Origin of the sequence: Oharaeibacter diazotrophicus (genome assembly GCF_004362745.1) — a bacterium.
Lineage (GTDB): Bacteria > Pseudomonadota > Alphaproteobacteria > Rhizobiales > Pleomorphomonadaceae > Oharaeibacter > Oharaeibacter diazotrophicus.
The window spans coordinates 196,190-210,503 of the sequence record NZ_SNXY01000008.1; the positions used below are offsets into that span (position 1 = coordinate 196,190).

The 14,314-nt window shown below is 72.7% G+C and carries 16 protein-coding genes; 8 read left to right on the top strand and 8 right to left on the bottom strand.

Annotation, left to right across the window (positions count from 1 at the left end; genetic code table 11):
• Positions 1-70: 70 nt before the first annotated feature.
• The 4 genes from EDD54_RS13220 to argH form a co-directional block, all read right to left on the bottom strand.
• Positions 71-2,692: a TIGR02302 family protein gene (locus tag EDD54_RS13220; RefSeq protein ID WP_126539892.1), complete on the bottom strand. Its 2,622-nt coding sequence runs from the start codon at positions 2,690-2,692 to the stop codon at positions 71-73.
• A gap of 100 nt (positions 2,693-2,792) precedes the next feature.
• Positions 2,793-4,064 (bottom strand): diaminopimelate decarboxylase, encoded by a 1,272-nt coding sequence (lysA, locus tag EDD54_RS13225; protein ID WP_126539894.1) that lies wholly within the window; start codon positions 4,062-4,064, stop codon positions 2,793-2,795.
• A 27-nt stretch (positions 4,065-4,091) separates the two neighbouring features.
• On the bottom strand, positions 4,092-4,313 hold the full coding sequence (gene lptM, locus EDD54_RS13230; protein ID WP_126539896.1) for an LPS translocon maturation chaperone LptM: 222 nt from the start codon (positions 4,311-4,313) through the stop codon (positions 4,092-4,094).
• 99 nt (positions 4,314-4,412) lie between these two features.
• The gene (gene argH / locus EDD54_RS13235) at positions 4,413-5,792 is read right to left on the bottom strand and encodes an argininosuccinate lyase (protein WP_126539898.1); all 1,380 of its coding nucleotides are present in this window, start codon (positions 5,790-5,792) and stop codon (positions 4,413-4,415) included.
• Here argH and tlpA point away from each other — a divergent pair.
• Positions 5,791-6,480, top strand: coding sequence for a thiol:disulfide interchange protein TlpA (gene tlpA / locus EDD54_RS13240; RefSeq protein ID WP_425374998.1), 690 nt, complete (start codon positions 5,791-5,793; stop codon positions 6,478-6,480). The two genes, argH and tlpA, sit on opposite strands and share 2 nt — an antisense overlap.
• A 34-nt stretch (positions 6,481-6,514) precedes the next feature.
• On the opposite strand, the gene EDD54_RS13245 is transcribed toward tlpA, so the two are convergent.
• From EDD54_RS13245 to EDD54_RS13260, 4 genes are all read right to left on the bottom strand, one after another.
• Positions 6,515-6,751 carry a hypothetical protein gene (locus EDD54_RS13245; protein WP_126539902.1) on the bottom strand — a complete coding sequence of 79 codons (237 nt, stop codon included), beginning with the start codon at positions 6,749-6,751 and terminating at the stop codon, positions 6,515-6,517.
• A gap of 210 nt (positions 6,752-6,961) precedes the next feature.
• Entirely contained in the window at positions 6,962-7,165 is a 204-nt protein-coding gene (locus EDD54_RS13250) for a hypothetical protein (RefSeq protein ID WP_126539904.1), read from the bottom strand.
• Positions 7,166-7,233: 68 nt separating this feature from the next.
• Complete coding sequence (locus EDD54_RS13255) at positions 7,234-8,454, bottom strand: CobW family GTP-binding protein (protein WP_126539906.1); 1,221 nt, start codon at positions 8,452-8,454, stop codon at positions 7,234-7,236.
• Between the two features lie 107 nt (positions 8,455-8,561).
• Positions 8,562-9,740 (bottom strand): D-alanyl-D-alanine carboxypeptidase family protein, encoded by a 1,179-nt coding sequence (locus EDD54_RS13260; RefSeq protein ID WP_126539908.1) that lies wholly within the window; start codon positions 9,738-9,740, stop codon positions 8,562-8,564.
• A 314-nt stretch (positions 9,741-10,054) separates the two neighbouring features.
• Between EDD54_RS13260 and EDD54_RS13265 the strand changes: the two genes are divergently transcribed.
• From EDD54_RS13265 to ureC, 7 genes are all read left to right on the top strand, one after another.
• Positions 10,055-10,906 carry an urease accessory protein UreD gene (locus EDD54_RS13265; protein WP_245515782.1) on the top strand — a complete coding sequence of 284 codons (852 nt, stop codon included), beginning with the start codon at positions 10,055-10,057 and terminating at the stop codon, positions 10,904-10,906.
• A 22-nt stretch (positions 10,907-10,928) separates the two neighbouring features.
• The gene (locus tag EDD54_RS13270) at positions 10,929-11,231 is read left to right on the top strand and encodes an urease subunit gamma (RefSeq protein ID WP_126539910.1); all 303 of its coding nucleotides are present in this window, start codon (positions 10,929-10,931) and stop codon (positions 11,229-11,231) included.
• A gap of 7 nt (positions 11,232-11,238) precedes the next feature.
• Entirely contained in the window at positions 11,239-11,499 is a 261-nt protein-coding gene (locus EDD54_RS13275; protein WP_126539912.1) for a DUF1272 domain-containing protein, read from the top strand.
• Positions 11,496-11,801, top strand: a complete 306-nt coding sequence (locus EDD54_RS13280; protein WP_126539914.1) for an urease subunit beta — start codon at positions 11,496-11,498, stop codon at positions 11,799-11,801. The genes EDD54_RS13275 and EDD54_RS13280 overlap by 4 nt, the downstream gene beginning before the upstream one ends.
• Positions 11,802-11,878: 77 nt before the next feature.
• Positions 11,879-12,157: an AbrB/MazE/SpoVT family DNA-binding domain-containing protein gene (locus EDD54_RS13285; RefSeq protein WP_165644733.1), complete on the top strand. Its 279-nt coding sequence runs from the start codon at positions 11,879-11,881 to the stop codon at positions 12,155-12,157.
• Complete coding sequence (locus tag EDD54_RS13290; RefSeq protein ID WP_126539918.1) at positions 12,154-12,552, top strand: type II toxin-antitoxin system VapC family toxin; 399 nt, start codon at positions 12,154-12,156, stop codon at positions 12,550-12,552. Before EDD54_RS13285 ends, EDD54_RS13290 begins: the two co-directional genes overlap by 4 nt.
• Positions 12,553-12,570: 18 nt before the next feature.
• Complete coding sequence (gene ureC / locus EDD54_RS13295) at positions 12,571-14,307, top strand: urease subunit alpha (protein ID WP_126539920.1); 1,737 nt, start codon at positions 12,571-12,573, stop codon at positions 14,305-14,307.
• The last annotated feature ends 7 nt before the right edge of the window (positions 14,308-14,314 follow it).

Genomic DNA, 14,314 nt, shown 5'->3' on the forward strand with positions numbered 1-14,314 from the left:
GGGCGGGAGCCCCGTCATAGCAGAGCGCCGCGCCGTCCGGAACGCGGGCCGGAGCGTCGCGAACGCGGCCTCAGAACGGGTTCAGCAGCCGCTGGAGATAGTCGAGCTCGATCGCCGGCCGGTCGGGTTCGGAGAAGCGGCGGCGCAGTTCCTCGAGGATGCGGCGGGCGCGCTGCACCTCGATCTCGCCGGGCACCTTGACACTGTCGCCGAAATCCGGCCCGTCGCGGCGCTCGGGCCGGCCGAGCGGATCCTCGCCGCGGGCGCTCTCGCCGCGCCGGCCGCGGCCCTCGCCGTCCTGCTCGCCCATCTGGTCGGCGAGCTGCTGGGCGCCCTTGCGCAGCTGGTCGAGGGCGCGGCCCTGCTGGCCGAGGGCGTCGTCCGGCTCGCCGTCGCCGAGCGAACCCTGCGCGCCCTTCATGGAGCCCTGGGCCTCGCCGAGCTCGCCGCCCGGCTGCATGCCGTTCTTCTCCATCTGCTTCATCAGGTCCTGGAGGCGCTTCTCGAGGTCCTGCTGACCCTGCTGCAGGTCGCGCATCGCCTGCTGCATCTCCTCGCTCGACATGCCCTGGCCGTCCTGCGGGCGGCCGTCCGGCGTCAGCTTGTGGGTCTGGTTCATCAGCTCCTGCTGGCGGCGGATCATGTCCGCCAGCTCGTTCATCATCTGCTGGCCCTGACCCTGCTGCCCTTTCTGCGGCTGGCCCTGGCGCGGCTGGGCGGTCTGGAGGTTCTCGAGCATCCGGTCGAGCTGCGACAGCAGCTGCTCGGCCGCCTCGCGGTCGCCGAGCTTCGACATCTCCTCGATGCGGTCGATCATCTTCTGGAAGTCCTCCGGCGAGACCGTCTGCGCGTTCTCGTCGGGCGGCGGCTGGGACTGCGCCAGATCCGGATTGTCGCGCATCTGCTGCTGCAGCGCCTGCATGTACTCCTGCATCGCCTTGCGCAGTTCCTCGGTCAGCCGCGCGATCTCCTCGGGCGAGGCGCCGTTCTGCAGCGCCTCGCGCAGCCGCTCGCGAGCCTCGCGCAGCGCCTGTTCGGCGAGCGAGGCGTCGCCGCCGTCGATGGCGAGCGCCATCTGCCACATCAGGTCGAGCACGGCGCGCAGGTCGTCGTCGGAGCGGGCGTCGAGGATGCGGGCGCGGATGACGCGCAGGCCGAGGTGCACCGAGGCATCGTCGACGAACTCGGGCGTGTAGGTGGTGAGATCGTCGAGGAGGCCGGCGACGAAACCGGCGCTGCCGGCGTCGAGCGCCAGCATGCGGCGCTGCTCGACCAGGGCGCGGGCGAGCGGGTTGCGGAACGGCCGTGCCGGGACCACCACGTCCACCGGCGCCGACAGGCCGGTCGCGCCGGCGTCGTCGCGCGCCTCGAGGCGCATGGTGACGGTGCCGCCGGCCCAGGGGTGGGCCGAGAGGTCGCGGATGGTCTCGGCGGTCGGCTTGGCGGCGTTGCGACGCGGCAACGACAGCGGCAGTTCCGGCGCGCCGACCAGCGGCCGCGGCGCCTCGGCGCGCGGGCCGATCGCGGCGTCGAGCGGCGTCTTCGGCTCGGAGAACACGGCCCTCGCACCGGCGACGCGGTAGTCGTCGGTGACCTCGTAGGCGAGGCGGAGGGCGCCGCGCAGCGTCGCGCCGGGGTCCTCGACCAGCCGGATCGACGGCGGGCGGTCGGGCTCGACGGCGAAGGCGAAGCTGCGCAGTTCGCCGTCGGCGGCGGCGAGCACCACCGTGCCGGAGCCGGCGAGCGCGTGCTGGAAGGCGGTCGGGCGGGTGAGGCCGGCGTCGTCGGCCGCGGCCGGGTTGGTCGCGGCGCCGGCCTGCGGGGCGGCGGCGATCGGCTCGGCCGGCGCGCCGGCGTCGGCGGGGCGGAAGGCGGCCGACGGGGCGGCGACGCCGGAGACGCGCAGCGACACCACGCTGCCCTGCGGCACGGTCACCGCGCCGGCGGGCGCGGCCCCGTCCGGCGCTTCGGCGCCCGCCGGGGTCGCGGTGGTGAGGAAGATCGGGGCGCGGCCGGTGTAGGCGGGCGGCGTCACCCAGGCGTCGACGCGGACGTCGGGGCCGGGCACCACCGGCAGGCGGACGGCGTCGCGCAGCGGGCCCAGATAGTCGCCGCGGCCGGCGACGAGTCCGATCGCGAAGACCAGCACCACCAGAGAGCGGAGGGCGTAGGGGTCGAGCCGGTCGACGCGGGGCGACGGCGCACGCACCCGGACGGCGGCGAGGCTGCGTGCGACGCGAGCGAGATGGGCTCGCCAGAGCGCGGCGGCGACGGGGTCGCCGGTGTCGGTGGCCTGACGGTCGGCGAGCGTCGACAGCGGCTGGTGGGCGAAGCCGGAATCGCGCTCGAGCCGGCCAAGGGCGTCGGCGCCGGAGGGCAGACGGACGCGGACCGCCGGCACGAGGGCGGCGAGGAAGGCGAGCGCGGCGGCGGCGACCAAGGCGAGGCGGAGCCAGTCGGGCAGCGGCGCCAGGAGGCGCAGCCAGGCCGCCGCGAGGAACAGCGCGACGACGACCAGCGGCGGCACCAGCCGCGGCCACAGCCGTTCCCAGGTCAGCGCCAGACGGGCGAGGCGGAGACGCCCCGCGACCGGGGCGAGCGGATCGAGGGCCGCCGCGCCGGCGCCGCGGTCGCTCATGTCCTTCGCCGCGCCGGTGGCGCGGCCGCTCGAGTCCTTGCCGACGTCGGCCACCCTGATCTCCCGGAGCGAGGATCGCCCCCAACCGGGGAGAGGATAGCACACGGACCCCGTCCGCCAAGGGCGGCGGGGTCGCGGCCGCGTCGGTCGCGCGTCAGTCGGCGAGCCAGGGCGGCAGGCTGTCCTCGCCGATCATGGCGTCGTAGCTCGGGCGCGGGCGGACGAGGTGCCAGTCGGCGCCGTCGACCAGGACCTCGGGGATCAGCGGCCGGGTGTTGTAGGTCGAGGCCTGGACGGCACCGTAGGCGCCGGCCGAGAATACGGCGACGAGGTCGCCGGCGGCGACGGACGGCATCGGCCGGGCGAGGGCCAGATAGTCGCCGGTTTCGCAGACCGGGCCGACCACGTCGACCTCCTCGCGCGGGGCGCCCGGCGCCGGCTCGACGACCGGACGGATCTCGTGGTGGGCCTCGTAGAGGGTCGGGCGGATCAGGTCGTTCATGCCGGCGTCGACGATGACGAAGGTCTTCGCCGCGCCGCGCTTCACGTAGACCACCTCCGAAACCAGGATGCCGGCGTTGCCGACGATCAGCCGGCCGGGCTCGAACAGCACGGCGCAGCCGAGCGCGTCGGTGTGGCGCTTGACGACCTCGGCATAGGCGCGCGGGTCCGGCGGCGGGTCGTTGTCGTCGCGGTAGGGGATGCCGAGACCGCCGCCGAGGTCGATGTGGTCGATGGCGTGGCCGTCGGCGCGCAGTCGTCCGATCAGTTCGCCGAGGCGGGCGAAGGCGGCGTCGAAAGGTTCGAGCTCGGTGATCTGCGAGCCGATGTGCATGTCGATGCCGGTGACGCGGATGCCGGGCAGCCGGGCCGCCTCGGCGTAGACGCGCGGGGCGTCGACCCAGGGGATGCCGAACTTGTTCTCGGACTTGCCGGTCGAGATCTTGGCGTGGGTGCGGGCGTCGACGTCGGGGTTGATGCGAAAGGACACCGGCGCCACGGCGCCGCGGGCACTCGCGACCTCGGACAGCCGGCGCAGCTCCGGCTCGCTCTCGACGTTGAAGCACTTGATGCCGACGTCGAGGGCGAAGGCCATCTCGCGCGCGGTCTTGGCGACACCGGAGAACACCACCTTGCCGGCCGACACGCCGGCGGCGAGGGCGCGGCGCAGTTCGCCCTCCGACACCACGTCGGCGCCGGCGCCGAGCCGGGCGAGGGTGCGGATCACCGCCTGGTTGGAATTCGCCTTCATGGCGTAGAAGACGTGGCCGTCGAAGCCGGCGAAGGCCTCGGAGAAGACACGGTAGTGCCGGACCAGCGTCGCGGTCGAATAGACGTAAAAGGGCGTGCCGACCGCGGCGGCGAGCGCCGGCACGGGGACGTCCTCGGCGTGGAGGACGCCGTTCCTGTAGGCGAAATGGTGCAAGGTCGGGCTCCGGGACGGCGGCGGCCGTCAGATCAGCACGTCGAGGAAGATGGGGCGGTCCGGCTTCGGCGCGGGCGCCGACTCGGGCTGGCGCGGCGTCGCGCCGATCACGGTGGCCGGCGACATCGCCGCCGGCGGCGGCGCACCCGGCGTCTCGAGACCGCCCTTGCGCCCGCAGGCCGCCGTGGCGAGGGCGAGCGCGAGCACCAGCACCGCCGCAACCGTCCGTTTCGTCCCCTGTCGGCTCATCGATCATCCCCTCGGGCCGGAACGCGGGCGATCCTAGCGCAGGATCGCCCGCCAGTCCCGCGCCGTCCCGCCCGGACGGAACGTCGCGGCCGCGGGATCTCAGCCGAGCGCGGCGATCCAGCGCGCCACCTGGGCGCGGACGTTGTCGGGCGCGGTGCCGCCGTAGCTGACGCGGCTGCGCACCGAGGCGTCGACGGTGAGGACGCCGTAGACGGCCTCGGTGATGCCGGCGTGCACCGCCTTCATCTCGGAGAGCGGGACGGCCGAGAGCTCGACGCCGCGCTCGGAGGCGATCGCGACGATGCGGCCGGTGACGTGGTGGGCCTCGCGGAACGGCAGGCCGAGCACGCGGACCAGCCAGTCGGCGAGGTCGGTGGCGGTGGCGTAGCCGGAACCGGCCGCGGCGGCGAGCCGGTCGACGTCGGGCTTCATGTCGCGCACCATGCCGGTGGTGGCCTCGATGCAGAGGGAGAGGTTCTCGAAGGCGTCGAAGACCTGCTCCTTGTCCTCCTGCATGTCCTTCTGGTAGGCGAGCGGCAGCCCCTTCATGACGATCAGGAGACCGTTGAGGTCGCCGATGATCCGGCCGGCCTTGGCGCGCACCAGCTCGGCGGCGTCGGGATTGCGCTTCTGCGGCATGATCGAGGAGCCGGTCGAAAAGGCGTCCGACAGCCGCACGAAGGCGAACTGCGCCGTCGACCAGATCACGATCTCCTCGGCGAAGCGCGACAGGTGGATCGCCACGATCGAGGCGGCGCCGAGGGCCTCCAGCGCGAAGTCGCGGTCGGAGACGGCGTCGAGCGAGTTGGCCGTCGGCCGGTCGAAGCCGAGGGCGGCGGCGGTGGCGTGGCGGTCGATCGGGAAGGACGTGCCGGCGAGCGCGGCGGCGCCGAGCGGGCACTCGTTGAGCCGGCGGCGGGCGTCCTGGACGCGGCCGCGGTCGCGCGCGAACATCTCGACATAGGCCATCAGGTGGTGGCCGAGGGTGACCGGCTGGGCCGACTGCAGGTGGGTGAAGCCGGGCATGACGGTCGCCGCGTGCTCGCCGGCGCGGTCGAGCAGCGCGCGCATCAGGTCCTCGAGCTGGCGGTCGACGTGGTCGAGGGTGTCGCGGACCCAGAGCTTGAAGTCGGTGGCGACCTGGTCGTTGCGCGAGCGGGCGGTGTGGAGCCGGCCGGCGGCTGCGCCGATCAGGTCCTTCAGCCGGGACTCCACGTTCATGTGGATGTCCTCGAGGGCTCGCGTGAAGGTGAAGCGACCGCCGTCGATCTCGGTCTTGATCGCGTCGAGCCCTTCGATGATCTTCGCCGCGTCGTCGGGGGCGATGATGCCCTTGTCGGCGAGCATGGCGGCGTGCGCCTTGGATCCGCGGATGTCCTGGGCGTAGAGCTTCCGGTCGAAGTCGATGGAGGCGTTGATCTCCTCCATGATCGCGGCGGGGCTGGTGGAGAACCGTCCACCCCACATGCGGTTGCTCATGTCCGTAGCACTCCAGGGATCGAAGGGACCGTCGATGTCCGAAGCCACTTCCAGGCGCCGTCGCGCCGTCTTCCTCGTGGCCGCGGCCGCGCTCGCGGGCCTCGCCGCGGGTTCGGTTGGCGTATACGTGAGCGGATGGGGCGCTGCAAACGGAAACGACCGCTGCGAAGCCTCCGCCGACCTCGCCCGTTCCCTGAAGCCGCTCGCCCACGGCGAGGTCGCCGCGCTCTTGCCGGCGGACGCGCCGCAGGACCTCTCGACCCTGGTGCTGCGCCAGCCGGACGGCACCGAGCGCACGCTCGGCAGCCTCCTCGACGGCAAGGCGACGCTCCTGAACCTGTGGGCGACGTGGTGCGTGCCGTGCCGGGCCGAGATGCCGGCGCTCGACCGCCTGCAGGCGGCGCGCGGCGGGCCCGACTTCCAGGTGCTGACGCTCAACGTCGACACCGGCGACCCGGCCAAGCCCGCCGCCTTCCTGGCCGAGATCGGCACGAAGGGTCTGCCGGACTGGCGCGACCCGCGCATGGCGGCGTTCAACGCCCTGAAGGGCCGCGGCCTCGCCTTCGGCCTGCCGACCACGCTGCTGATCGACCGCAAGGGCTGTCAGGTCGCGGCGCTGCACGGCCCGGCGGAGTGGGACTCGGCCGACGCCGGCGCGGTGGTCGACGCCGTCGTCGCGGCGCGCTGACGAAGGGGGGCGCCGGGGATTTGCGCGCGCGGCCTCAGGCCGCGGCGCCACGCCCCGTGCGAAGGCGCCCGGCGAGCCGGCGGACGCCGCGGACCGCCTCGTCGACCCAGTCGCGCTCGCGCGTGCCGAGCCGCGAGACCACGGCGGCGCGCTTCTCGGCCGGCGACATGGCGGCGAAGGCGGCCTCGGCAGCCTCGCGGGAGGCGGCGACGACGCGGACCGCGAAGGTCTCGCCGCGGTCGAAGAAGGTGAAGAGATAGGCTTCCCGCATGATTCCCTTCGATCCGCCCCCGCCGGCGACGAGGCGAATCTGCCGCGCCGCAACATCGGTACGACGACGGTTATGGGACGGAATGTGGCGAATTTCGTCAGCCGCGGGCCGAAATGTGGAGATCGTCCACCGGGAATGCGGCACGGCCCGGCATGAAATATCGCATCGCACAATCGTCGGACGCATGCCGCAACGGCATCGCCCGCGCCGTCAGACGGTGATGTCGACGGAGAGACCGGTGCCGGGCGGCGGGGCGGCCTGGGCCGCGGCGCCGCTGGCGAGGGCACCGTCGAGGATGTTCAGGAGCGCCTGGTCCTGCGACTGCTGCTGCTTGATCACCGCGGTGGCGACCTGCATCCGGGTGTTCTGCTGCTGCGCGCCGACCAGATAGGCGGCGATGCCGGCGGCGTCCATGCCCGCCTCCCCTCGCGCCCCCAAGGCGCCGATCCGGTCGAGCCTAGACGCGGGCGGTCAACGAAGGGTTACCGCCGCGAAGGCGGCACGAAGCCGCCGAGGGCGAGCGGGTTGTCGGTCATGGCGGCGCGGTCCGGCGTGTCCGGGGCGAGACCGCCGGTGAAGGCGTCGAACATGCGCCGGACGAAGGCCTCCGGCAGGTCGCGCGTGACGAACACCAGCCGGGTGCGGCGGTCGCCGTCGGGCCAGCGTTCGAGCCGCGCCGGGGGATGCAGCACCTCCTGCACCGCGTGAACGACCACCGGCCGCTCGGGATCCTCGGCGAGTTGGACGATGCCCTTCATCCGCAGCAGCTTCGGCCCGTGCGCCGAGGCGATCAGATCGAGGAACATCTCGAGCGCACCGGCGCTCACCGGCCGGTCGGTCGCCAGCGAGAAGGCGCGGATGTGGGCGTCGTGGCGGTTCGGGTCGTGCGGATCCTGGCCGTCGCGGGCGTCATGGTGGTGGTGGTCGTGGTGATGGTGGTCGTGGTCGTGACCGTGATGGCCATGGTCGTGGTCGTGATGGTGGTGACCGTGGCCGTGGTCGCGGTAGGCCTCCTCGTTGAGCCAACGCGCGACGTCGGGGCTCTTGGTGGCGGCGTCGTAGAGGCCGACGTCGAGGAGGGCGGCGGCCGTGGCCTCGCCGGCGGCGGCGTCGAGGATCCGGGCGCCCGGATTGAGCGTGCGCAGCCGGCGCAACAGGCCGTCGCGGCGGGCGGCGCCCTCGGGAAGGTCGGTCTTGGTGACGACGAGGCGGTCGGCGACCGCGACCTGCTTGACCGCTTCGGCGTGGGCGTCGAGCGTGGCGCCGCCGTTGACGGCGTCGACCACGGTGACGACGCCGTCGAGGCGGTAGCGCATCACCAGATAGGGATGCGCCATGATGGTGTGGAGCACGGGCGCGGGGTCGGCGAGGCCGGTGGTCTCGATCACCACGCGGTCGAGCCGGGCGATGCGGCCGTTGTCGAGGCCGCGCAGGAAGCCCTCGAGCGTGGTCACGAGTTCGCCGCGCACGGTGCAGCACAGGCACCCGGACGACAGCAGCACGACGCCGTCGTCGGCCGCCGCGACGAACAGGTGGTCGAGGCCGATCTCGCCGAACTCGTTGATGACGAAGGCGGTGCCGGCCAGTGCCGGATCGCCGGCGAGCCGGTTGAGGAGGGTGGTCTTGCCGGCGCCGAGGAAGCCGGTGAGGACGGTGACCGGGATCGGCGGCTTCGGGCCGCGCGGCGCTTCGCTGGTGGCCATGACGCGTCTCGGTCCTCGTGCGGGGAGTTGAGCCGGAAGGCGCCCCGGGTGACCTGGACGCCGCGGAGGTACCGGCCATCGGGTAGGCTCGGAAGGCTGGCGGGCGCTCAGCCCTTCGAGCCGCCGGGGGCGAGCGGCACGGCCGCGCCCGCGGGGTCGACGCTCTCGCCGGCGCCGGCGACGCGCGGACGCGCCTTCGGCAGCGGCGGCAGGGCGTCGGGGACGGCACCGGCCGCCGCCAGCGGCACGCCGCCGGCAGGGGCGAGCATGGCGATCGGCACCGGATCCATCACCTTGAAGCGCGGCACGAGGTAGGAGCGCGCCGGCAACTCGGCCGCGGCGGTCGGACCGGCACCGTCGGCGGTCTCGCCGACGTCGCGGCGGCCGCAGACCTGCGGCTTGAGGTCGGCCGGCAGCACCGGCGGCGTCACGGTCGGGCGCAAGCGATCGAGCGTCGCACCGCCGAACAGCCCGGATCCGGCCGAGAAAGCGGTCTCGAGCAGTTCGGCGGTGTGCTCCTCGCGCTCCTTGGCGGTGCGCTCGCCGAGCACGACCGCCACCAGCCGGCGGCCACCGCGGCTCGCCGAGGCGACCACGTTGAAGCCCGACGAGCAAATGAAGCCGGTCTTCATGCCGTCGGCGCCGGGATAGCGCTCGAGCAGGTTGTTGTGGGTCTTGATGACCTTGCCGCCGAGCGAGAGGCCGGTGATGCGGAAGAGGTCGTAGGTGCCGGGATAGTCGCGGATCAGCGCGCGGGCGAGCAGGGCGTAGTCGCGCGCGGTGGTGAACTGCGCCGGGTCCGGCAGGCCGTTGGGATTGGCGAATCGGGTGCCGACCATGCCGAGGCGGGCCGCCTCGGCGTTCATGCGGGCGACGAAACCGGCCTCGCCGCCGCCGACGGTCTCGCCGAGGGCCATGGCGACGTCGTTGGCCGACTTCACCACCAGGATCTTGAGCGCGGTGTCGACGGAGACCGCGGCGCCGGGCTTGAAGCCCATCTTCGACGGCGGCTCCTTGGCGGCGTGAGCCGTCATCACCACCGGGGTTTCGAGCGTGACCTCGCCGGCCGAGAGCGCCCGGAGCGTGACGTAGATCGTCATCAGCTTGGTGAGCGAGGCCGGGTACCACGGGTCGAACGAGCGGTTCTCGGCGAGGACCTCGCCGGTGCGGGCGTCGAACACCAGATAGGGCCCGGCCGAGGCGGCGACGGGGGCGATCAGCGCGGCGGCGAGCGTCGCGACCAGCGCGAGGCGGCGGCCGGTCGGGAGGAAGCGGATCAGAGGCACGGGCGGGCGTTCCTGACGGTCGCCGGAGCGACGGGACGGGGGCGGGCGCGTCCCGACCTGTCTACCGCGAAGACGGGCCGGCTGCAAAGCCGTGGACGCGACGGCGGTCGGAATGTCCGGCGCCTAGCGCGGGAACGTGGCGGATTCGTGGGCCGAGCGCCCGAAATCGGTGCAGACTGCACACGAAACGGGCGCCCAGGACTTGGGCAGACGCACGGAATCCGACGATGCGCATTGGCCTTGCGCTTGCAATCCTCGGCCCGGCGGTCGACCCTTCCGGCCGGTCCGCGCACGGGGGATCCGCCTTGTCGGCAGTGGCGATGGAGAACGGCGCTTCGGCGGCCCGCATGCAGCGGGCGCGCGGTTCGGCGCGCGTGTCGTTCCGCCACGACCCGACCGCCCCTTCCGCCGCCACCCGCCTCGCCGAGCTCTGGCAGGACGGCTCCGGCAAGATCCGTCTGCCCAACGTCCACGACGGCCGCGGTCCGGTCGCGGTGCTGCTCAACACCGCCGGCGGCGTCACGGGCGGCGACCGGCTCGACTACGCCGCCACCTGGGGCGCCGGCACCACCGCGACGGTGACGTCGCAGGCCGCCGAGCGGGTCTACCGGCGCTCGGCCGGCACCGCCCGCGTCGACACCACGCTGACCCTCGGCGCCGGCGCGCGCGGTGCCTGGCTGCCGCAGGAGACCATCCTGTTCGACCGCTCGGCGCTGTCGCGCAATCTGACCGTGGAGATGGCCGACGACGCCTCCCTGGTCGCCTGCGAGACGGTGCTGTTCGGCCGCACCGCCATGGGCGAGGAGGTCACCGACGTCGAGCTCGACGACCTCTGGCGGATCCGCCGCGGCGGCCGGCTGGTCTACGCCGACCGCCTGCGCATCCACGGCGACGCGAAGGCGATCCTCTCCGGCGGCGCGACGGGGCGCGGCGCGCGGGCGATCGCCGGCGTGGTCGCCGCCGCGCCGGACGCCGAGGCCCGGCTCGACGGTGCGCGCGAAATCCTCGGCGACGGCGCCGACGGCGTCGAGGCCGGGGCGAGCGCCTTCGACGGCCTGCTCGTCCTGCGCCTCGCCGCCCCCGACGGCCGCGCGCTCCGGCGCCGGCTCGAACCGCTCCTCGCCTTCCTCATCGACGGCCCGCTGCCGCGGGTCTGGGCCCTCTGACCATCGACGGACGACCGCTCCCATGAACCTGACGCCCCGCGAAAAGGACAAGCTCTTGATCGCCATGGCCGCGATGGTGGCGCGCCGGCGCCTCGAGCGCGGCGTGAAGCTGAACCACCCGGAGGCGATCGCGCTGATCACCGACTTCGTCGTCGAGGGCGCGCGCGACGGCAAGACGGTGGCGCAGTTGATGGCGGAGGGCGCCGGCGTGATCACGCGCGCCCAGGTGATGGAAGGCGTCGCCGAGATGATCCACGACGTCCAGGTCGAGGCCACCTTCCCCGACGGCACCAAGCTCGTCACCGTCCACCAGCCGATCCGCTGAGGCCGGCATGCTCGCCCTGCGCCCCAACTGCGAATGCTGCGACCGCGACCTGCCGCCGGCGCCCGTGGCCTTCATCTGCAGTTTCGAATGCACCTTCTGCCCGGACTGCGCCGGCGGCGTCCTCGCGGGCGTCTGCCCCAACTGCGGCGGCGAACTGGTGCGCCGCCCGGTGCGCCCGGACGGCAAGCTCGCCGCCAATCCGCCCTCCACCACGCGCGTCGTCAAGCCCGGCGGCTGCACGCCCGCAACCTCGAGGCCAAGTCCATGATCCCCGGAGAGATCTTCCCCGCCGAGGGCGACCTCGAACTCAACGCCGGCCTGCCCACGGTGACGCTCGACGTCGCCAACACCGGCGACCGGCCGGTCCAGGTCGGCAGCCACTACCACTTCTTCGAGACCAACCCGGCGCTCGCCTTCGACCGCGACAAGGCCCGCGGCATGCGCCTCGACATTCCCTCCGGCACCGCGGTCCGCTTCGAGCCCGGCCAGACCCGCAGCGTCACGCTGGTGCCCTACGGCGGCAAGCGCACGGTCTACGGCTTCCGGCAGGCGGTGATGGGACCGCTGTGATCCGACCAGCGCATGGGCGCTCGGATCGTGGTATCCTCATTCCGATAACCCCGATGTTCGTCGGAGCACCGACTGTCATGTCCTACATCTCCGTCGTCCTGCCGAAGGGGCAGGTGACCGTCCCCCAGGAAGTTCGGGAGCGCATGGGCCTGAAGCCCGGCGACAAGCTCGAGTTCCAGCTGCTCAGGGATGGAACCGCCGTGTTCCGCGCCATGAACGGCACGGTGGACGACCTCTTCTGCTCGATCCCCTATACGGGCGAGCCGAAGACGATCGCCGACATCGACGAGGGCATCGCGACGGGCGCGGTGGCGGGCGAGGGGCCGGACCACGCCGACGCGGTCGAGCCGGCATGATCGCGATCGACACCAACGTCCTCCTGCGGCTCATGGTCGGCGACGAAGCGGATCAGGCGCGGCGCGCCAAGGCCGTCGTCGACGACGCCCTCGGCGCCTCGTCCGAGGTCGTGATCTCTCCCATCGTCCTCGCCGAATTCGTCTGGACCCTGCGCCGAAGCTACAAGCTCTCGCCACGGGACGTCGCCGCCCATTTGGAACGACTGCTGACGGTGCCCTCGATACGCATCGTCGACCGCGACGTGGTCGTCACCGCCGTCGCCGACTATCGGCGCGGCCCGGCCGACTTCTCCGACTACCTGATCGCCGCCTATGCCGAGCGCGAAGGCGCGCATTCCGTCTTTTCCTTCGATGCGGACGCGGTCAAATCCGGCCGCTTCCACGCCGTTCCCTGACCTGGAGCCCGTCCGTCCATGTCCTTCCGCATCTCCCGCGCCGCCTATGCCGACATGTTCGGGCCGACCGTCGGCGATCGTGTCCGCCTCGCCGACACCGAACTCGTGGTGGCGGTGGAGCGGGACTTCACCACCTACGGCGAGGAGGTGAAGTTCGGCGGCGGCAAGGTGATCCGCGACGGCATGGGCCAGTCCCAGGTCTCGCGCGCCGGCGGGGCGGTCGACACGGTGATCACCAACGCGCTGATCATCGACCACTGGGGCATCGTCAAGGCCGACGTCGGCATCCGCGACGGGCGCATCGTCGGCATCGGCAAGGCCGGCAACCCGGACGTCCAGGGCGGCTTCGGCAACATGGACCCGGCGACGACCATCGTCGTCGGGCCCGGCACCGAGGTGATCGCCGGCGAGGGCAAGATCCTGACGGCCGGCGCGCTCGACACCCACATCCACTACATCGCTCCGCAGCAGATCGACGACGCCCTCATGAGCGGCGTCACCACCATGCTCGGCGGGGGCACGGGGCCGGCCACCGGCACCGCGGCGACCACCTGCACGCCCGGGCCCTGGCACCTCTCGCGCATGATCGGCGCGGCCGAGGCCTTCCCGATGAACCTCGCCTTCGCCGGCAAGGGCAACGCGGCGCTGCCGGCCGCCCTCGTCGAGCAGATCGAGGGCGGCGCCTGCTGCCTGAAGCTGCACGAGGACTGGGGGACGACGCCCGCCACCATCGACAACTGCCTGACGGTCGCCGACGCCTACGACGTCCAGGTGATGATCCACACCGACACGCTGAACGAATCCGGCTTCGTCGAGGACACCGTCGCCGCCTTCAAGGGCCGCACCATCCACGCCTTCCACACCGAGGGCGCCGGCGGCGGCCACGCGCCCGACATCATCAAGGTCGCGGGCCAGCGGAACGTGCTGCCGTCGTCGACCAACCCGACGCGGCCCTACACGCGCAACACCCTCGACGAGCATCTCGACATGCTCATGGTCTGCCACCACCTCGACCCGTCGATCCCCGAGGACGTCGCCTTCGCCGAGAGCCGGATCCGCAAGGAGACCATCGCCGCCGAGGACATCCTGCACGACATGGGCGCCTTCTCGATCATCGCCTCGGACAGCCAGGCGATGGGCCGTGTCGGCGAGGTGATCATCCGCACCTTCCAGACCGCCCACAAGATGAAGGTCCAGCGCGGCACGCTGGCCGAGGACGTCGGCACCGGTGCGGACAACTTCCGCGTCAGGCGCTACATCGCCAAGGTCACGATCAACCCGGCGATCGCCCACGGCCTCGACAAGCACGTGGGGTCGATCGAGGTCGGCAAGCTCGCCGACCTCGTGCTGTGGTCGCCGGCCTTCTTCGGCGTGAAGCCCGACCTCGTGATCAAGCTCGGCACCATCGCCGCGGCCCCGATGGGCGACCCGAACGCCTCGATCCCGACGCCGCAGCCGGTGCACTACCGCCCGATGTTCGGCGCCTTCGGCAAGGCGCTGACGGCCTCGCGCGTCACCTTCGTGTCGAAGGCGGCCTACGACAACGGCATCAAGGAGCGGCTCGGCCTCGAGAGCCTCGTCCTGCCGGTCGAGAACGTGCGCGGCGGCATCTCCAAAGCGTCGATGGTGCTGAATTCGGCGACGCCGGAGATCGAGGTCGACCCGGAAACCTACGAGGTCCGCGCCGACGGCGAGCTCCTGACCTGCGAGCCCGCCGAAGTGCTGCCGATGGCGCAGCGCTACTTCCTGTTCTAGGATATCG